Origin of the sequence: Acidovorax sp. sic0104, assembly GCF_019219095.1 — a bacterium.
GTDB lineage: Bacteria > Pseudomonadota > Gammaproteobacteria > Burkholderiales > Burkholderiaceae_C > Acidovorax.
Genome location: NZ_JAHUWH010000001.1, coordinates 499,432 through 518,381 on the forward strand (window position 1 = coordinate 499,432; position 18,950 = coordinate 518,381).

Annotated in this window: 18 protein-coding genes and 1 tRNA gene; 10 read left to right on the forward strand and 9 right to left on the reverse strand. The window is 65.1% G+C overall.

What is annotated here, in order from left to right; all coding sequences use genetic code 11:
- Positions 1-17: 17 nt before the first annotated feature.
- The 3 genes from KW835_RS02295 to KW835_RS02305 all read right to left on the reverse strand — a co-directional run bounded on the left by KW835_RS02295 (position 18) and on the right by KW835_RS02305 (position 2,461).
- Complete coding sequence (locus KW835_RS02295; RefSeq protein ID WP_218380652.1) at positions 18-989, reverse strand: tripartite tricarboxylate transporter substrate binding protein; 972 nt, start codon at positions 987-989, stop codon at positions 18-20.
- A 103-nt stretch (positions 990-1,092) separates the two neighbouring features.
- Positions 1,093-1,746 (reverse strand): N-acetyltransferase, encoded by a 654-nt coding sequence (locus tag KW835_RS02300; protein WP_370633573.1) that lies wholly within the window; start codon positions 1,744-1,746, stop codon positions 1,093-1,095.
- Between the two features lie 436 nt (positions 1,747-2,182).
- Positions 2,183-2,461 (reverse strand): hypothetical protein, encoded by a 279-nt coding sequence (locus KW835_RS02305; protein WP_218380653.1) that lies wholly within the window; start codon positions 2,459-2,461, stop codon positions 2,183-2,185.
- Positions 2,462-2,533: 72 nt separating this feature from the next.
- On the opposite strand from KW835_RS02305, the gene hemA reads away from it, so the two are divergent.
- The 6 genes from hemA (at position 2,534) to KW835_RS02335 (ending at position 9,111) form a co-directional block, all read left to right on the forward strand.
- Positions 2,534-3,871, forward strand: coding sequence for a glutamyl-tRNA reductase (gene hemA, locus KW835_RS02310; RefSeq protein WP_218380654.1), 1,338 nt, complete (start codon positions 2,534-2,536; stop codon positions 3,869-3,871).
- A gap of 98 nt (positions 3,872-3,969) precedes the next feature.
- Complete coding sequence (gene prfA, locus KW835_RS02315) at positions 3,970-5,058, forward strand: peptide chain release factor 1 (RefSeq protein WP_218380655.1); 1,089 nt, start codon at positions 3,970-3,972, stop codon at positions 5,056-5,058.
- A gap of 111 nt (positions 5,059-5,169) precedes the next feature.
- Complete coding sequence (gene prmC / locus KW835_RS02320; RefSeq protein WP_339385482.1) at positions 5,170-6,027, forward strand: peptide chain release factor N(5)-glutamine methyltransferase; 858 nt, start codon at positions 5,170-5,172, stop codon at positions 6,025-6,027.
- A 57-nt stretch (positions 6,028-6,084) separates the two neighbouring features.
- Positions 6,085-6,408, forward strand: coding sequence for a Grx4 family monothiol glutaredoxin (gene grxD / locus KW835_RS02325; protein WP_218380657.1), 324 nt, complete (start codon positions 6,085-6,087; stop codon positions 6,406-6,408).
- A gap of 184 nt (positions 6,409-6,592) precedes the next feature.
- Positions 6,593-7,600: an AAA family ATPase gene (locus KW835_RS02330; RefSeq protein WP_218380658.1), complete on the forward strand. Its 1,008-nt coding sequence runs from the start codon at positions 6,593-6,595 to the stop codon at positions 7,598-7,600.
- Between the two features lie 167 nt (positions 7,601-7,767).
- Positions 7,768-9,111, forward strand: coding sequence for a hemolysin family protein (locus KW835_RS02335; protein ID WP_218380659.1), 1,344 nt, complete (start codon positions 7,768-7,770; stop codon positions 9,109-9,111).
- 214 nt (positions 9,112-9,325) lie between these two features.
- On the opposite strand, the gene KW835_RS02340 is transcribed toward KW835_RS02335, so the two are convergent.
- Entirely contained in the window at positions 9,326-10,024 is a 699-nt protein-coding gene (locus KW835_RS02340; protein ID WP_218380660.1) for a lytic transglycosylase domain-containing protein, read from the reverse strand.
- The gene (locus tag KW835_RS02345; RefSeq protein WP_218380661.1) at positions 10,021-11,766 is read right to left on the reverse strand and encodes a proline--tRNA ligase; all 1,746 of its coding nucleotides are present in this window, start codon (positions 11,764-11,766) and stop codon (positions 10,021-10,023) included. The genes KW835_RS02340 and KW835_RS02345 overlap by 4 nt, the downstream gene beginning before the upstream one ends.
- A gap of 91 nt (positions 11,767-11,857) precedes the next feature.
- On the opposite strand from KW835_RS02345, the gene KW835_RS02350 reads away from it, so the two are divergent.
- Positions 11,858-12,535 (forward strand): RNA pyrophosphohydrolase, encoded by a 678-nt coding sequence (locus KW835_RS02350; protein ID WP_218380662.1) that lies wholly within the window; start codon positions 11,858-11,860, stop codon positions 12,533-12,535.
- A 162-nt stretch (positions 12,536-12,697) separates the two neighbouring features.
- Here the strand turns inward: KW835_RS02350 and proB are convergent, their stop codons facing one another.
- The 4 genes from proB to rplU all read right to left on the reverse strand — a co-directional run bounded on the left by proB (position 12,698) and on the right by rplU (position 15,794).
- A complete protein-coding gene (gene proB / locus KW835_RS02355; RefSeq protein WP_218380663.1) occupies positions 12,698-13,849 on the reverse strand; it encodes a glutamate 5-kinase in 1,152 nt (383 codons plus the stop codon).
- 96 nt (positions 13,850-13,945) lie between these two features.
- Positions 13,946-15,016 carry an Obg family GTPase CgtA gene (gene cgtA, locus KW835_RS02360; protein WP_218380664.1) on the reverse strand — a complete coding sequence of 357 codons (1,071 nt, stop codon included), beginning with the start codon at positions 15,014-15,016 and terminating at the stop codon, positions 13,946-13,948.
- A gap of 192 nt (positions 15,017-15,208) precedes the next feature.
- Positions 15,209-15,466, reverse strand: coding sequence for a 50S ribosomal protein L27 (gene rpmA / locus KW835_RS02365; protein WP_218380665.1), 258 nt, complete (start codon positions 15,464-15,466; stop codon positions 15,209-15,211).
- 16 nt (positions 15,467-15,482) lie between these two features.
- Complete coding sequence (gene rplU, locus KW835_RS02370; protein WP_218380666.1) at positions 15,483-15,794, reverse strand: 50S ribosomal protein L21; 312 nt, start codon at positions 15,792-15,794, stop codon at positions 15,483-15,485.
- Positions 15,795-16,019: 225 nt separating this feature from the next.
- Here rplU and KW835_RS02375 point away from each other — a divergent pair, with 225 nt between their 5' ends.
- The 3 genes from KW835_RS02375 (at position 16,020) to pilB (ending at position 18,937) form a co-directional block, all read left to right on the forward strand.
- Complete coding sequence (locus KW835_RS02375) at positions 16,020-16,949, forward strand: polyprenyl synthetase family protein (RefSeq protein WP_218381040.1); 930 nt, start codon at positions 16,020-16,022, stop codon at positions 16,947-16,949.
- 36 nt (positions 16,950-16,985) lie between these two features.
- Positions 16,986-17,062 (forward strand) — tRNA-Pro (locus tag KW835_RS02380).
- Positions 17,063-17,197: 135 nt separating this feature from the next.
- Positions 17,198-18,937, forward strand: coding sequence for a type IV-A pilus assembly ATPase PilB (gene pilB, locus KW835_RS02385; protein ID WP_218380667.1), 1,740 nt, complete (start codon positions 17,198-17,200; stop codon positions 18,935-18,937).
- Positions 18,938-18,950: the final 13 nt, after the last annotated feature.

Sequence of the window (18,950 nt, forward strand, 5' to 3'; positions counted from 1 at the left end):
GCCGCAGCGACGTCTCCCTAATCCAGCTTCGCCCCCGACTTCTTCACCGCATCCGCCCAGCGCGGCATTTCGCTGGCCAGGAACTTCGCGAAGTCGTCCGCGCCCAGGTAAGCCGGGTCCGCCCCCTGGCTCACCATGCGGTTCTTCACCTCGGGCGACTGCATCACCTGTCCGAAAGCATCGCTGAGCTTGGCCACCACATCCTTGGGTGTTCCGGCGGGTGCGAGAAAGCCGTAGAAGCCCACCACCTCGAAGCCCTTGATGCCACTTTCGATCACCGTGGGCACCTCGGGCAACGCGGGGTTGCGCTCGCGGCTGGTCACGGCCAGGGCGCGCACCTTGCCCTGCTTGTGGTACGAGGCGGCCTGCGGAATGCTCTCGGCCATGAACTGCACCTGCCCGCCCATCAGGTCGGTGAACGCCGGCGCGCTGCCCCGGTACGGGATGTGCACCATGAACAAGCCGGTGGCGGTCTTGAACATCTCGGGCACCAGGTGGCTGATGCCGCCGTTGCCGGCCGAGCCGAAATTGACCTGCCCCGGACGCGATTTGGCATGCGCCATGAACTCCTGCAGGCTCTTCGCAGGCACATTGGGGTTGACCAGCAGGGCCAGCGGCTGCATGGCGGTGCGCGCAATGGGCGTGAAATCCTTGAGCGTGGCGTACGGCAGGCGGCTGTAAAGGGCCGGGTTGATGACCATGACGCCGGTGTTGGCCAGCATGAGCGTGTGGCCGTCCGGGGGCGATTTCATCACCTCCTGCGCACCCACGGTGCCGCCGGCTCCGGCCTTGTAGTCCACCAGCACGGGCTGGCCCAGCACGGCCTGCAGCTTGTCGGTGAGCAGGCGGGCATGCTGGTCCAGCGGACCGCCAGCCGGGAAGCCCACCACGATGCGGATCGGTTTGGAAGGAAAGCCCTGGGCATGTGCAGCGGCCGAAACCGCCAGGCCTGCGGCCAATGCCAGCAGGGTGCGCGTGAGGGTCTTCATGAATGTCTCCTGGTTGTTGGTCTGTTGGTCTGTCTGTCTATCTCTATCGGTCCGACGCTCTGTCGTTGCCTGCGCGGGCCCCATGGGCGGGCGCCGAGGAATTCTAGGCGCCGTCACCCCTGCCATCGCGCATGCGCACGGCGGCGGCAAAGCTTGCGAGCGTCCAGCCCTTGCCAAGCAGGAACATTCGCACATTCAAGGCCTCCCGCTGATGCGCCGGCAACTCGCGGCCCAGGTAGGCCAGCCGCTTGCCGCGCAGCTCCACATGCCCCCACGCATGGCGGCGAGCCAGCGCACACCACAGCGCGTGTGCGCCGGGGGACTGGCGCGCGCCGGAGACGAGGCACAGGCCCGCCTCCAGCGCCCAGCCGTACACGGCCGTTGCCAGGCCGCGACGCTGGTAGGTCGCTGCGTACTTGGAGTGTGGAGCGCGCACGTGGGCATCAGCATGCCGGTCCACCTCGACGAGGCGGTTGAACACGGTGTAGCCCGCCAGGCGCCGGGCCGCCAAGTCCTCGACATACACGTACCACTCGCCGTCCGCCTCCCGGCAGTGCATCACGAACTGCGGATCGCGCAAAGGGTGGGTAGGCAGCCCGAACAGACGGTCGCCCGGCCGGTGCAGGCGCCTGTGCAAGGTGTCCAATTCCTGGTCCAGCGAATCGTCGGGCGCGGGGCCGACATCGATGCGCAGTTCCTGCGGGCGATGCCACCCGCGGCACCAGGCCGGCAGACGCCAGCCGACAAAAGGCAACACCAGATCAAGTGGCACGGCACGCTCCTGCAATGCGGCGGCCGCGCCCCGGAAAGGACGGGCCGCACGTCTGTGGCCCCAGGCGCGCGGTGCACGGCCTGTGGCTTTGGAAAAATCAAACGAACGGGGGAGAAGTTGTGCGGGGGCCCTGGCCCGTGCGCTGCGCACCGGCCATCCAAGCAATCAGCGCCAACCTGTTGCACGCAGGCCGGCGCGGTATCAGCTTCGGGCCTGGAACCCGTGCAGGGAGCGCAGGGCCCGGCCCTGGTGACGCGGGGCGGCTTCTTGCGGCAGACGCACCGGTGCCCCAGCGCGCAGCGCGGGGACGACAGGGAACGGCAGGTGAGGCAAGGGGCGGGGTGCAGTCATGAGCGCAATGGCCCGCATGGTAGCGGCGCACGCATACCGCACGGTTTCAGTGCGGGATCGCCCGGCCCGGTCAGCCGCGCCAGGCCCGCCCCAAAAACCACTGGCAGGTGGCGGTGGCCACCACCAGCGCGGCGTAGGTCAGCATCTTGCCGTCGCGCCCAAAGACCACCAGGCCCGCAGCCAGCACCGCCAGCCCCACCCCGAATACGATGGCGAACTGGCGCCATCCCGCCATGGCAGACGCCCCCTTGGCACCGAACAGGCGGCCGCACAGCACCAGCAGCAGGGCCACGGCAGCGGCCGGGGCCATGAAATTGAGCGCGTGGTTGAGGATGTCGAGCGGACCCATGGAATTGACCCAAATCAAGGCTTTGGCAAGCACCGCTGCTCACACAAGCCAACAATTTTATAATCGGCGGCTATGGCAGTCTGGGCCCTCGGCATCAACCACACCACCGCGCCGCTCGACCTGCGCGGCCGGTTTGCGTTCGCGCTCGACCAGATCGAGCCCACGCTGCAGGGCCTGCGCCAGTCGCTGGGCAGCTCCGGCGGCGGTGCCAGCCGCCATCCTGGGGTGGAAACCGCCATCATCTCCACCTGCAACCGCACCGAGATCTACTGCGCCGCCCCCACCTCCACGCCCGGCCCCGCGCTGGACCACACGCTGGGCTGGCTGGCGCAAAGCGGCGGCGTGAGCCCCGCACTCCTGCGCTCGCACTCCTACACCCTGGAAGACAGCCTGGTCGCGCGCCATGCATTCCGCGTGGCCAGCGGGCTCGATTCGATGGTGCTGGGCGAGGCGCAGATCCTGGGCCAAATGAAGGACGCCGTGCGCGCGGCCGAAACCGCAGGCGCCCTGGGCAGCACGCTCAACCAGCTGTTCCAGCGCAGCTTCGCCGTGGCGAAAGAGGTACGCACCAGCACCGAGATCGGCGCGCACAGCATCAGCATGGCCGCCGCCGCCGTGCGCCTGGCCAGCCAGCTGTTCGAGGATCTCTCCAAGATCCGCGTGCTGTTCGTCGGCGCGGGCGAGATGATCGAGCTGTGCGCCACGCACTTCGCGGCCAAGAACCCCAAGCAGATCGCCATTGCCAACCGCACCCTCGAGCGCGGCGAGAAGCTCGCCACCCGCTTCGGCGGAGAGGTGATGCGCCTGGCCGACCTGCCCGAGCGCCTGCACGAGTTCGACGCCGTGATCAGTTGCACCGCGAGCAGCCTGCCCATCATCGGACTGGGGGCCGTGGAGCGCGCCCTCAAGAAGCGTCGCCACCGCCCCATCTTCATGGTCGACCTGGCCGTGCCGCGCGACATCGAGCCCGAGGTCAAGGCCCTGGGGGATGTATACCTGTACACCGTGGACGATCTGGCCAGCGTGGTGCAGACGGCGCAGGCCAATCGCCAGGCCGCAGTGGAGCAGGCCGAGGCCATCATCGACGCGGGCGTGCAGAGCTTCATGCACTGGATGGAGCTGCGCAGCCCCGTGGGCAGCGAGACCGGCGGCGTCGTGCCGCTGATCCAGCAGCTCAATGCCCAGACCGACGAGTGGCGCGCCGCCGAGATCGCGCGCGCCAAGAAGCTGCTGGCCAAGGGCGAGGACGTGGACGCCGTGCTCGAAGCCCTGTCGCGCGGCCTCACGCAGAAGATGCTGCACGGCACCCTGGCCGAGCTGCGCGCGGGCGACGCGGAGATGCGTGCCCACACGGCCCAGACCGTCTCGCGCCTCTTCCTGCGCTCCAACGCCAAAAGCAGCGGTCTGTAGCGGCGCTCGCCCGCCATAGCAGCCTTTTTGGCCCGCAGCGCTTGTCCAGCAAGCGCTACCAGCTACTGAATCAGTAGCGCTTCGTACACTGAATTTTCATGAAACCCTTTCTCAGAACCCAGCTGGAGCGTTACGCGCAGCGCCTTGGCGAACTCGACTTCCTGCTCTCGCGCGAAGACATCATGAGCGACATGGCGCAGTACCGCCGCATCTCCGTCGAGCATGCCGAGGTGACCCAGATCGCGGGCCGCTACGCGCGCTACCAGCAGCGCGAGGCCGACCTGGCCGGCGCACGCGAGATGCTGGCCGACCCCGACATGGCCGAGATGGCGCAGGAAGAAATCGCAAGTAGCGAAGCCGAGCTGCTGCAGCTCGAAGACGAACTGCAGCGCCTGCTGCTGCCCAAGGACCCCGACGACGCGCGCAACGCCTTCGTCGAAATCCGCGCGGGCACCGGCGGCGACGAATCGGCCCTGTTCGCGGGCGACCTGACCCGCATGTACACCCGCTACGCCGCCAACGTGGGCTGGAAGGTGGAAGTGGTCAGCGAGAACGCGGCCGAGCTGGGCGGCTACAAGGAGATCGTGCTGCGCATCGAAGGTGACCAGGTATACGGCGCACTCAAGTTCGAATCCGGCGGCCACCGCGTGCAGCGCGTTCCCGCCACCGAAACGCAGGGCCGCATCCATACCAGCGCCTGCACCGTGGCCGTGATGCCCGAGCCCGACGAACACGAGGCCATCAAGCTCAACCCGGCCGACCTGCGCATCGACACCTTCCGGGCCAGCGGCGCGGGCGGCCAGCACATCAACAAGACCGACTCGGCCGTGCGCGTGGTGCACTTGCCCACCGGTATCGTGGCCGAGTGCCAGGACGGCCGCAGCCAGCACGCCAACAAGGCCAAGGCGCTGCAGGTGCTGCAGGCGCGCATTCAGGAAAAGGAACGCAGCGAGCGCGCCGCCAAGGAGGCCGCGCTGCGCAAGGGCCTGATCGGCAGCGGCGACCGCAGCGACCGCATCCGCACGTACAACTTCCCGCAGGGGCGGCTGACGGACCACCGCATCAACCTCACGCTGTACAAGCTGCTGTATGTGATGGAAGGCGACCTGGCCGACGTGCTGCAGGCCCTGGCCCATGCGCGCGAGGCAGAGCAGCTGGAAGAGCTGGAAACAGGCGCGTCCGCCTGAACCGCAAACCATCAGCCTGCGTGCTTTCAGACAGGTGCACAGGCCGAACCGATGAGCCAAAAAACCGCTCTACCGCTCACAGGACAAGCGCCACCAGCTATCAAAACAAGAGTGAAACCCACCCACCCCACCCTGGCCCAGGCGCTGGCCCAGGCCCACACCCTGGGCCTTGCGCGCATCGACGCCCAGTTGCTGCTGCTGCACACGCTGGGCCGCCCCGACGCCGGCCGCGCCTGGCTGCTGGCGCACGACACCGATGTACTCGGTGACGCCATGCATGCGCAGTTCATCACCCTGTGCCAGCGCCGCGCCGCAGGCGAGCCTGTGGCCTACCTCACCGGCCGCAAGGAGTTCTACGGCCTGGCACTGCAGGTGGACTCCCGCGTGCTCGACCCGCGCCCCGACACCGAAACGCTGGTGGACTGGGCCCTGGAACTGATCGCTCCAGCGCACCTGGATGCTCCCGCCCCCCGGGTGGCGGACCTGGGCACCGGCAGCGGCGCCATCGCGCTGGCACTGAAAAGCCAGCGCCCAACGGCCCAGGTGCTGGCGGTGGATGCCAGCACCGACGCCCTTGCCGTGGCCCAGGCCAACGCCGAGCGGCTGGGCCTGGCGGTGCAGTTCCTGCACAGCGACTGGCTGGCAAGCCTGGCGGGCGTGCAGTTGGACATCATCGTCTCCAACCCGCCCTACATCCCCGCACAGGACCCCCACCTGGCCGCACTCACCCACGAGCCGCTGCAGGCCCTGGCCAGCGGCGCCGACGGACTCACCGACATCCGCACCATCGTGGCGCAGGCCCCCGGTCACCTCGGTCCCGGGGGCTGGCTGTTGCTGGAACATGGCCACGACCAGGCCGAAGCGGTGCGTGGCCTGCTCACGGCCCGGGGTTTCGAGCAGGTGCAAAGCCGCAACGATCTGGCCGGCATCGAGCGCTGCACAGGCGGCCAGTGGCGGACAGTGAAATAATCCATCCATTGCGGGCCACCCACACCGGCCCGCCAGCCCTTTTCAAGGAGTATTCCCATGAGCGACACCCAACAACGCATCGACGCCCTCGTCAAATCCAGCGACATCCTGCTGTTCATGAAGGGCAACTCCACCTTTCCCATGTGCGGCTTCTCCGGCCGTGCCATCCAGATCCTCAAGGCCAGCGGCGTGGACCCCAAGAGCGTCGTCACGGTGAACGTGCTGGAAGATGACGAAATCCGCCAGGGCATCAAGGAATACAGCAACTGGCCCACCATCCCGCAGCTGTACGTGAAGGGCGAGTTCATCGGCGGCTCGGACATCATGATGGAGATGTACGAGTCGGGCGAGCTCAAGCAGGTGCTGGGCACCGAGGGCTGAGTCCCCACGCGGGGCGCTGGCCCCGCCAAGGCACAGGCCGCCTTCGGGCGGCTTTTTGCGTTGTGTGTGCGCGGCTTGCAACAGCACCCGCAACAACTGCCCCAATCGGGGACTTTTCCGATGCTGCAGCAGGCATGTTGTGTGCTTGAATGGTTGTGTGACCCACATCACGAAGGAGCATGCAATGACCAGCCATAGCCTTGTTCCCCAGCCACCCGCGCTTCGCCTGCCGGTGGCCCAGATGCGCAGTGTGTTCCACCCCGGCGACGTCGAGCGCAAGCTCGCGCGGCTCCAGGAGTCCGGCAATCAGCGCGAATACGAAACCCTGCGCACCGTGTACGAACGCATGCTGGAGCGCGGGCCGGAGCGCTTTCATGTCAAGCCGTCGGGCGTGCCGGACATGGCCAGCCTGTACGAGCAATTGCCCAACTTCACCGAGGTGCTGGATGACGTGCGGCGCCACGTCGCCCTGGCGCAGGACAGCAGCGACGGCCTGGAGGTGACGCCGATGCTGCTGCTGGGCCCGCCCGGCATCGGCAAGACCCACTTTGCGCGCAACCTGGCCGAACTGCTGGGCACGGGCATGAACCTTCTGCCCATGAGCTCCATGACCGCCGGCTGGCTGTTGTCGGGCTCGTCCGCGCAGTGGAAGGGAGCGCGCCCGGGCAAGGTGTTCGAGGCGCTGGTGGAGGGCGAATATGCCAATCCCGTCATCGTGGTGGACGAGATCGACAAGGCCAGCAGCGATGCGCAGTACGACCCGCTGGGCGCGCTGTACAGCCTGCTGGAGCACGACACGGCGCAGAGCTTTACCGACGAGTTCGCCGAAGTGGCCATTGATGCCAGCCAGGTGATCTGGATCACCACCGCCAACGACCCGCGCGGCATACCCGACCCCATCCTGAACCGCATGAACGTGTTCGAGGTGGAAGCCCCCACGCTGGAGCAGGCGCGTGCCATCGCAAGCAACCTGTACACCGGCATCCTGGCGGGCCACGACTGGGGCCGGATGCTGGATCCGGAACCTCACGGCGACGTGCTCGACCACCTGGCGCAGATGCCGCCGCGCGAAATGCGCCGCGCGCTGATGACCGGCTTTGGCAACGCGCGGCTGGACCGGCGCTCCACCGTGGAGATCGCCGACCTTCCCCGGGTCGCTTCAGGGCGCAGCCGCATCGGGTTCCTGCAATAGCGCGGGGCACGCGGCCCGGTCTGCGTCCGCGCACCTGGTCCTGGGCGCACAGGAGCGCTCCTGTGCGCTCCTGTGCGCGCTCGGAAGCCCCGTATGCGCCCGCAGGAGGCGCAGATACACTCGGACAGCCGGTGCGCCAAGCCCAGCGCTGCCTCCATCCTCCACCCATGACCCTGTCCCAAAGCCTCTTCGTGATCGGGCTGCTGATTGCAGCCAGCGCCTTCTTTTCCATGGCCGAGATTTCGCTCGCGGCCGCGCGCCGCCTGCGGCTGCGCCAGATGGCCGACGAGGGCGACCCGCGCGCCGACCGCGTCCTGCGCATGCAGGAGCAGCCGGGCGACTACTTCACGGTGGTGCAGGTGGGTCAGAACGCGGTGGCCATCCTGGGCGGTATCGTTGGCGAGGGAGCGTTGAGCCCGCACTTCACCGCGCTGTTCGAGCTGTGGCTGTCGGACACCACGGCCCAGACCGTCGGTTTTCTCGCATCGTTCGCGGCCATTACCTCGCTGTTCATCCTGTTTGCCGACCTCTTCCCCAAGCGCCTGGGCATGGCCGAGCCCGAACGCATGGTGGTACGGCTGGCCCAGCCCATGGCATGGTGCATGACACTGCTGCGCCCCATGGTGTGGTTCTACAGCCGCGGGGCGGACGCTCTTTTCAGGGTGCTGGGCCTGTCGTCGCTGCGCGACGACCGCATCACGTCCGACGACATCCTGGCCATGATGGAAGCCGGCGCCCGCGCGGGGGTGCTGGCGGCGCGCGAGCAGCAGGTCATCACCAACGTGTTCGAGCTCGACACCCGCATGGTCTCGAGCGCCATGTCGCCGCGCGACCGCATCGCCTTTTTCTTGCGCGATGAGCCCGACTCCGTCATCCGCCTGCGCATCGCGGCCGAGCCGTTCTCCACCTACCCGGTGTGCGAGGGCGACATCGACCACGTGGTGGGCTACGTGGACGCCAAGGATCTGTTCCAGCGCGTGCTGAACAACCAGCCCATTTCTCTGGCCGACGACAGCCTGGTGCGCAAGGTGCTCATCGTGCCCGACCGGCTCACCCTGTCGGAGGTCCTCGAGCAGTTCCGCCTGGTGCACGAGGATTTCGCGGTGATCGTGAACGAGTACAGCCTGGTCGTGGGGGTGGTCACACTCAACGACGTGATGAGCACGGTGATGGGCGACCTGGTGGTGGGCCCGGCGGATGAGGAACAGATCGTGCGGCGCGACGAGAACTCGTGGCTCATCGACGGCGTGACGCCGGTGCAGGACGTGCTGCATGCGCTGTCGCTCGACGAGCTGCCACATGCCGAAGAGTACGAAACGCTGGCCGGCTTCCTGATGGTGATGCTGCGCCGCGTGCCACGCCGCACCGACAGCGTGAGCTGGGGCGGCTACAAGTTCGAGGTGCTGGACGTGGACAGCTACCGCATCGACCAGGTGATGGTGTCACGCCTGGGCGTGCCACAGAGCGAGGCCAGCCCGCCGGCACCTGCCATGGCGAAGGCTGAAGGCTGATCTTTGGCGCTCGCCCGTTCAGGCTGAGCCCTTCGACAGACTCAGGACAGGCCTGTCGAAGCCTTGCACGCTCAAAGCTCGCCCTGGCTTCGGCGGGCTCATCCCGAGAGGATCGGGAGGCATCTGCGGCATGTAGCCAATCAGGCAAAAAAGCCTTCTATCGCTTTACAGTAAAGCGTCGATAGCTATTGAAATAATAGCATCGAATCGATCGCTAACCCGTCGGCAGCTGCGGCTTTTCGCCGAACAGCCAGTTGCGCTGCGCGCCGAACACGGCGTCCGGGTAAGGAGAGCGCCCCCGACTGCCGTTGTAGCGGCCCAGCGCCATGAACAGGTCGCCACGTTCGCGGTCGATGTAGTGCCGCAGGATCACGCAGCCAAAGCGCAGGTTGGTCTGCATGTGGAACAGCTTGCCCGCGTCGCCATCGCCGATCACGCGCGTCCAGAACGGCATGACCTGCATGTAGCCGCGTGCACCCACGCTGGAGACGGCAAACTTGCGAAAGGCGCTCTCGACCTGCACGAGGCCCAGCACCAGCGAAACGTCCAGGCCAGCGCGCTTGGACTCGTACCAGACGGTCTGCAGGAAGTCGCGGCGGATCTCCCATTCGGGCTTGCGGCGGCGCAGCCGGTCGCTCATGGTGCCCAGCCACCGCAGGTAGTGAATGCGCGCCTCGGTGGTGGCGAACTCGGGCTCGGGCGGCGCCTTGTTGGCGATGGCAGAGCTGAGCGCCGTGCGCACCGAGTCCATGAGCGGCTCTTCGAGCTGGCCACCCGCGTGCGCGGCCTGCGGCATACCCAGCCAGCCCGCCGGGCCTGCCACGGATGCCGCCGCCATCAGCCAGCCGCGCCGGGACACCCCGCCTGCCAGCGGGTGCGCACCGTCGCCAGCGCCCACCCACTTCGCGCTCATGGTGCCATGCGGCCCTTCAAGTGGGCCAGGATGTCTGCAGTGGCCACCTTGGTGGCAGCCGTTTCGCGGCGGTGCTGGTACTCGACCACGCCTTCCTTGAGGCTCTTGTCCCCGATGGTCACGCGGTGCGGCACGCCGATCAGCTCCCAGTCGGCAAACATCGCGCCAGGGCGCTCGCCACGGTCGTCCAGGATCACATCCACGCCAGCGGCCAGCAGGTCGGCGTACAACTGCTCGGCAGTGGCCTTGACGGCCTCGCTGCGGTCCATGCCCACGGGGCAGATGACCACGGTGAACGGCGCGATCGCGTCGGGCCAGATGATGCCGCGCTCGTCATGGTTTTGCTCGATGGCGGCAGCGGGCAGGCGCGTGATGCCGATGCCGTAGCAGCCCATCTCGAAGAACGCAGGCTTGCCGTCGTCGCCCAGGAAGGTGGCGTTCATGCCCTTGCTGTACTTGGTGCCCAGGTAGAACACATGGCCCACCTCGATGCCGCGCTCGATGGCCAGCTCGCCCTTGCCGTCGGGCGACAGGTCGCCGGCCACGACGTTGCGCAGGTCGGCAATGGCGTCGGGCTCGGGCAGATCGCGGCCCCAGTTCACGCCGGTGATGTGGAAGTCGGCCTCGTTGGCGCCGCAGATCCAGTCGGCCATGACGGCCACTTCACGGTCTGCCACGATCTTCAAGGGCTTCTTCAGGCCGATGGGGCCCAGGTAGCCGGGCTTGCAGCCGAAGTGCTCTTCGATCTCGGTGAGGGTGGCGAAGCGGAAGTTCGCATCGAGCCCCGGCACCTTGGAGACCTTGATCTCGTTCATGTCGTGGTCGCCGCGCAGCAGCAGCAGCCAGACCTGGCTCTTGACGATCTCGCCGGCCTCGTTGGTTTCGTCGGTGGCCAGTACCAGGGACTTGACGGTGGTCTTGAGCGGCACGCCCAGCAGCTCGGCCACGTCAGCGCAGGTGGCCTTGCCGGGCGTGGGCGTCTTTTCCATCGCCTTCGCGGCTGCGGGGCGGGGGCCGGCGGGGGCCAGGGCCTCGGCCTTTTCCATGTTGGCGGCGTAGTCGCTGGCCGGGCAGTAGACGATGGCGTCTTCGCCAGTGGCGGCGATCACCTGGAACTCTTCGGACAGATCGCCGCCGATGGCGCCGCTATCAGCCGCCACGGCGCGGTAGGTGAGGCCGAAACGGTCGAAGATCTGGCGGTAGGCCTTGGCCATGACCTGGTAGCTGGCCTTGGCGGACGCCTGGTCCTTGTCGAAGCTGTAGGCGTCCTTCATGATGAATTCCCGCCCACGCATCAGGCCGAAGCGCGGACGGCGCTCGTCGCGGAACTTGGTCTGGATCTGGTAGAAATTCTTGGGCAGCTGCTTGTAGCTCTTGAGCTCCTGGCGAGCGATGTCAGTGACCACTTCTTCGCTGGTGGGCTGCACGACGAAGTCGCGGCCGTGGCGGTCCTGGATGCGCAGCAGCTCGGGGCCCATCTTGTCGAAGCGGCCCGTTTCCTGCCAGAACTCGGCGGGCTGCACCACGGGCATGGTCAGCTCCACGGCACCAGCGCGGTTCATCTCCTCGCGCACGATGGCTTCGACCTTGCGGACCACCCGAAGACCCATGGGCATGTAGTTATAGATGCCCGCGCCGAGCTTCTTGATCATGCCCGCCCGCGTCATGAGCTTGTGGCTGACCACTTCGGCATCTGCCGGAGCTTCCTTCAGGGTGGAAATAAAGAACTGGGAGGCTTTCATCGGGATCGATTTCGGGCAGAAGGGAGCAGCCCACTTGCCGCACGCTAGGCGCCGTGCATAATGGACACAGTTTAAAAATTGGGGTTTGATTATGCTTGACCGGGACGGCTTTCGGCCGAACGTCGGCATCATCCTGCTCAACCAGAAGAACCAGGTGTTCTGGGGCAAGCGCATACGCACCCACAGCTGGCAGTTTCCGCAGGGGGGCATTGACCGGGGCGAAACCCCCGAACAGGCCATGTTCCGCGAACTGCATGAGGAGGTGGGATTATTGCCCAATCACGTGCGCGTGGTGGCCCGTACCCGGGACTGGTTGCGCTACGAGGTGCCTGACCGGTACATCCGCCGTGATGCGCGCGGACACTACAAAGGGCAGAAACAAATCTGGTATCTGCTGCAATTGATGGGCCACGACTGGGATCTGAACCTGCGGGCCACCAACCACCCGGAGTTCGACGCCTGGCGCTGGAACGACTATTGGGTGCCGCTGGACGTGGTGGTCGAGTTCAAGCGGGGCGTCTACGAGATGGCCTTGACCGAACTGGCCCGCTATCTGCCGCGTCATGAGCAGCGCAACCGGTACCTGCGCAGTGGCATGCGCACCCGCGAGGGCGAGCATGCGGGCGCCATGTACCGCACGGGCTCGATGCTGCTCAATCCGGGCATGGAGTTGCCGCCAGGCGCCAGCTTCGACCCGGATCCGCAGACCAGCATGCCGGCCGAGCTGGATGCCTTGCCGCCAAGCCCGACGGTGACCGCACCGCGTTAGAACGGGTCAATCCGCCGGCCGAAGTCGGCGGTCCGGCAGGAAAACAGATGGCCCAGTGAAGATGCCTGCATCAACGTGCAGGCATTTTTTATGAAAGCGGGGCTATGGAGAGTTGCGGCCCGGCCGCTCCAGGCGACCGGCATCCCCTGCCCCGCAGTCGCGTCAGCGTGCGGGCTGGGACGCCGCCAGCACCAGATTGTCACGGTGCACCATCTCCGCTTCGGCCACATAGCCGAGCAGCTTCTCGAACTCGGACGAAGGTTTACGGCACAGCAGGCGCGCTTCAGCGGCCGCGTAGTTGGCCAGACCGCGGGCAATCTCCACACCGGCCGCATCACGCACGGCAATGACGTCGCCGCGCGAGAAGTGGCCCTCCACCGACACCATGCCAATGGGCAGCAGGCTCTTGCCCTCATCGCGGACCTTGGCAGCCGCACCAGCGTCCACCACCACGGCGCCACGCAACTGCAGATGGTCGGCCATCCATTGCTTGCGGGCCTGCTTCTTTTGTGTCTGCGCTACCAGCAGCGTGCCCAGCGCTTCGCCGCTGACCAGGCGCACCAGTACGTCAGGCTCTCGGCCCCAGGCGATCACCGTCGAGGCGCCCGAGCCTGCAGCCCGCTTGGCTGCCAGAATCTTGGTGATCATGCCGCCCCTGCCGATGCTGGAGCCCGCCCCACCGGCCATGGCTTCCAGGGCCAGGTCCCCAGCCTTGGCCTCGTGCACGAACTGGGCCGCAGGGTCGCGGCGCGGGTCGGCGGTGTACAGCCCCTTCTGGTCGGTCAGGATGATCAGCGCATCGGCTTCGACCAGATTGGCCACCAGGGCGCCCAGGGTGTCGTTGTCGCCGAACTTGATTTCATCGTTGACCACCGTGTCGTTTTCGTTGATGACGGGCACCACGCCCAGGCGCAACAGCGTCAGCAGCGTCGACCGCGCATTCAGGTAACGCTCGCGGTCGGCCAGGTCGGCATGGGTGAGCAGCACCTGCGCGCTGCCCATGCCCTGCTCTCGCAGCTTGGTCTCGTACATCTGCGCCAGGCCCATCTGCCCGACGGCAGCCGCCGCCTGCAACTCATGGATTTCGTGCGGCCGCGTGGTCCAGCCCAGGCGCTTCATGCCCTCTGCGATGGCGCCGCTGGAGACCATGATCACTTCGCGCGGCGCACCGCCCTCGCCCCGCACGAGGGCGGCAAGCTGGCGGCTCCATTCGCCGATGGCGGCCTCGTCCAGGCCACGGCCTTCGTTGGTCACGAGACTGGAGCCGACCTTGACCACGATGCGGCGGGCATCACGCAATACGCTGGAAACCATTTTTTGTGTGATTTGGGCCTCTAACACCCGTCCTGCAAGCGTCAGAAGCTATGAAATATATAGCAATCGATTCAGCGACATCCTGCCGCACACCACTCAGGCCGGGGCGTCGCCAGCAAACCGGGGATCGACTTCCACCGGCTCGTTCTCCACCCGCTGCTCGGACTGGACGTGCCGGAAGATCGCATGGATCAAAGGCTCGCAGCCTTCGCGCGTCAACGCCGAAATCTCGAAGACCGGCCCCTTCCACTTGAACCGCTTGACGAAGTCCTTTACCCGGGCCTCGCGCTCTTCAGCCGGCACCATGTCCAGCTTGTTCAGCACCAGCCAGCGCGGCTTGTTGTAAAGCTTCTGGTCGTACTTCTTCAACTCGTTCACGATGGCCTTGGCCTGCGCGACGGGATCGACCGCGTCGTCGAAAGGAGCCAGGTCCACGATATGCAACAAAAGCCGTGTGCGCTGCAGATGGCGCAGGAACTGGTGCCCCAGGCCTGCTCCTTCGGAAGCGCCTTCGATCAGCCCCGGTATGTCTGCCACCACGAAGCTTTGCTCCGGGCCCACGCGCACGACGCCCAGATTGGGGTGCAGCGTGGTGAAGGGATAATCTGCGATTTTCGGCCGCGCATTGGACACAGCCGTGATGAAGGTCGACTTGCCGGCGTTGGGCATGCCCAGCAGGCCCACATCGGCCAGGACCTTGAGCTCGAGCTTCAGGTTCTTCTTCTCGCCGGGCCAACCAGGCGTCTTTTGGCGCGGCGCGCGGTTGATGGCGCTCTTGAAGCGCAGGTTGCCGAAGCCGCCATCGCCCCCCTTCGCGATCGTGATCACCTCGCCCGGATTGAGCAGCTCGTACAGGACCTCGCCGGTTTCGGCATCGGTGATGATGGTGCCGACAGGCATCTTCAACGTGATGTCCGCCCCCGCAGCGCCGAACATGTCCGAGCCCATGCCGTGCTCTCCGCGCTTGGCATCGTGCCGGCGCGAGTAGCGGTAGTCCACCAGCGTATTGAGATTGGGGTCCGCCACTGCAAAGACATGCCCCCCGCGTCCGCCGTCGCCCCCGTTGGGACCACCGAACTCCTTGTACTTTTCGTGCCGGAAAGACACGCAGCCATTGCCGCCATCACCGGCAGCAATGTCAATAAAGGCTTCGTCGACGAACTTCATGGGGTATCCAGTTTACAGAAGGAGGCGGCCCTGGCAGAGCCTTCGGGCCAACGCCCTTTGCGCAGCCGCAAAGGCACCTCGTTCAGGTGCGGCCTGCCACGGCCGGCGGCCTGCATGCCGCCGTCGTCTTGCAGACCAAATAACAAAGCCCCGACCAGGCGGGGCTTCGATGGTTGCCGGAGGAAAAGAACCTCAGGCAGCAGTCACACTGACCGTTTGCTTGGACATTGCGCCCTTGGTGCCGAACGACACGTGGCCATCGACCAGAGCGAACAACGTGTGGTCCTTGCCCACGCCGACATTGGTGCCGGGGTGGAAACGCGTGCCGCGTTGGCGCACGATGATCGAGCCAGCGCTGATCAGTTCACCACCGTAGGCCTTGACACCCAGCATCTTTGGCTTGGAGTCGCGTCCGTTTCGCGTAGAGCCGCCGCCTTTTTTCTGTGCCATGACTTAGCTCCTTGGATTAACCAGCGATCACGCCGATTTGCAGTTCGGTGAACTGCTGGCGGTGGCCTTGGCGCTTCTGATAGTGCTTGCGACGGCGCATCTTGAAGATGCGAACCTTGTCGTGCTTGCCGTGGGCCACGACGGTGGCTTTCACGGTTGCGCCGGACACCAGGGGAGTGCCAACCTTGAGCTCAGCGCCGTTGCCGACAGCCAGAACCTGGTCAATCACGATCTCCTGGCCTACGTCCGCAGCAATCTGTTCTACTTTAATTTTTTCGCCGGAAGCAACGCGATACTGCTTGCCGCCGGTTTTTATGACCGCGTACATGTGAAACCTCTTGATATGAGTTCTGCAGACGGATTTCCGCAGAGCCCACGAGTATAGCGCACGGCTCCAAAACGCGCCAGCCCCCCGGTGCGGCGGGGCCACTGGATGGCTGCAGCGGCAGAGCGGCCTCGCGGGCTTCCTATAATCCGGGCACTTTCTGTGGCCATCATCTTGACTGACAACACCGCTCCCGCAGCCTCCCCCCTCCTGCTCGTTGCACAAGACATGCACGAGGTCGACAAGGTCATCGGTCAGCGATTGACGTCCAGCGTCCCTCTGGTGGCCCAGATTTCCCAGTACATCATTGCCGCAGGCGGCAAGCGCCTGCGGCCCGCGTTGCTGCTCATGGTGTGCGGCGCGCTCGGCTACCGGGGTTCGCACCGCCACAGCCTCGCGGCCGTGGTCGAACTCATCCACACAGCCACCCTGCTGCATGACGATGTCGTGGATGCATCCACCCTGCGCCGTGGCCGGCCCACAGCCAATGAAACCTTCGGCAACCCCGCGAGTGTGCTGGTGGGGGACTTTCTGCACACACGATCCTTCCAGATGATGGTCGAAGCGGGCAGCATGCGCATCATGGAGATCCTCTCTGAAGCCACGAATGTGATCGCCGAGGGCGAGGTACTGCAGTTGATGAACATGCACGATGCATCGCTGGACGAGGCGGGCTACCTGCGGGTCATTCGCTCCAAGACCGCCAAGCTCTTCGAGGCCAGCGCCAGGCTGGGCGCCGTGCTGGCCGATAGCCCCCCGGCCATCGAAGAGGCATGCGCCACCTATGGGCAAGCCCTGGGCACCGCCTTCCAGATCATCGACGATGTGCTCGACTACGACGGCGACGCGGAGGAGATGGGGAAAAACCTCGGGGATGACCTCCGGGAAGGCAAATCCACACTTCCCCTGATCGCCGCCATGCAGCGCGGCTCTGCCGATCAGGCCCAAATCGTGCGAGAAGCCATCGAGCAGGGCTCTACCGAGCAGTTGGCCCAGGTGGTGCACATCGTTCGCGAGACGGGCGCCCTGGAAGTAACTCGCGCCGCAGCCTTTGCCGAAGCACGCCGCGCCATCGCTGCCGCTGAGCTATTGCCAGGCAACGCCCACACGTCCGGCTTGCTAGAATTGGCAGCACAATTACTGGCCCGGCGGCACTGATGCAACAGCAGCATCGGCCTCAAGCCGAAGGCCATGCGGGGTGTAGCTTAGCCTGGTAGAGCGCTACGTTCGGGACGTAGAGGCCGGAGGTTCGAATCCTCTCACCCCGACCACCACTTTTCTTTCTCTGATTTGAGATCAACGCGCTTTTTGTGGCGCTGTTGCGAATACCCCGCGCTGTACACCCCATGGAGCATCGGCGATGATAGGATGGTTTCTTTTCCAAACCTAACACATCCCCCGGTTACATGGCCGCTGTTGATACTGCCCCCAAAGAAGCTTCTGCAGTTGCCCTCCCCGGCCTGGGACGGGCACTGATTTCTGCCGGCAAACTCACCCAAAAGCTTGCCGAGGATATTTACAAAAAATCACAAATCAGCAGGACCAGCTTTATTGCGGAGCTGACGGGATCTGGCGCAGTGTCGGCCAACGACCTCGCTCACACTGTGTCTGCCGTTTTCGGGGCGCCTCTGCTGGATCTGGAGGCTATCGACCCTCTGCGCCTCCCCAAGGAACTGCTCGATCCCAAGATTTGCATGGCCTACAGGGTCGTCGTTCTCAGCAAGCGCAATAACCGGCTGATCGTCGCCACCGCAGATCCGACCGACCAGGAAGCAGCAGAGAAAATCAAGTTCACCACTCAGATGGGGGTGGACTGGATTATTGCCGAATATGACAAGCTCAGCAGGCTCGTGGAAGCAGCCAGCAAATCGGCATCGCAGTCGCTGGATGCACTCAATTCCACCAGCAGCGATTTTGAATTCGACGATGTTGCCGTTGAGGAAGCGCCTGACAACAATGACGCGGGCAGTGGCGATGTAGAAGATGCGCCCATTGTCAAATTTCTGCACAAGATGCTGCTGGACGCGTTCAACATGCGCGCTTCCGATCTGCATTTCGAGCCGTACGAGCATCAGTACCGCGTCCGGTTCCGCATCGACGGCGAGCTTCGAGAAATTGCTTCCCCCCCGATTGCGATCAAGGACAAACTGGCCTCCCGCATCAAGGTGATTTCCCGGCTCGATATTTCAGAGAAACGGGTTCCCCAGGACGGACGGATGAAACTCAAGGTGGGTCCGGACCGCGTCATCGATTTCCGGGTGAGCACGCTTCCTACGCTGTTCGGCGAGAAGATCGTGATCCGTATTCTGGACCCCAGCAGCGCAAAGCTGGGCATTGACGCGCTGGGTTACGAACCGGAGGAAAAGGAGCGGCTGCTCCAGGCCATCGGTCGACCGTACGGCATGATCCTGGTCACGGGTCCCACGGGCTCGGGCAAGACAGTGTCCCTGTATACCTGCCTGAATCTGCTCAACAAGCCAGGGGTCAATATTGCAACGGCGGAAGATCCGTCCGAAATCAATTTGCCGGGTGTCAATCAGGTCAACGTCAATGAGCGGGCCGGCTTGACGTTCGCCGTGGCGCTCAAATCGTTCCTGCGCCAGGACCCGGACATCATCATGGTGGGGGAAATCCGGGACCTCGAAACCGCCGATATTTCCATCAAGGCAGCGCAAACAGGTCACTTGGTCTTGTCCACGCTGCACACGAACGATGCGCCCACGACGCTGACCCGGATGCGCAATATGGGGATACTCCCGTTCAATATCGCGTCCAGCGTGATATTGATCACCGCGCAACGGCTTGCACGCAGACTGTGCCCCGTTTGCAAGGTTCCAGCCGACATACCGCACGAAGCCATGGTCGACGCTGGCTACCCGGAGGAAGATCTCGATGGCTCTTGGGTGACATACCGCGCTGTGGGTTGCTCAGCCTGCAACAACGGCTACAAGGGCCGGGTAGGCATCTATCAGGTGATGCCCATATCAGAAGATATTCAACGCATCATCCTGCGTGACGGCAGCGCATTGGAAATCGCGGAGCAGGCAAAAATCGAAGGGGTCAGGTCCCTGCGGGACTCTGGCCTCCACAAAGCAAAACTCGGCCTCACCTCATTGGAAGAGGTTCTTGCCGTCACCAATGAATAAGAGTTAGAGGGTC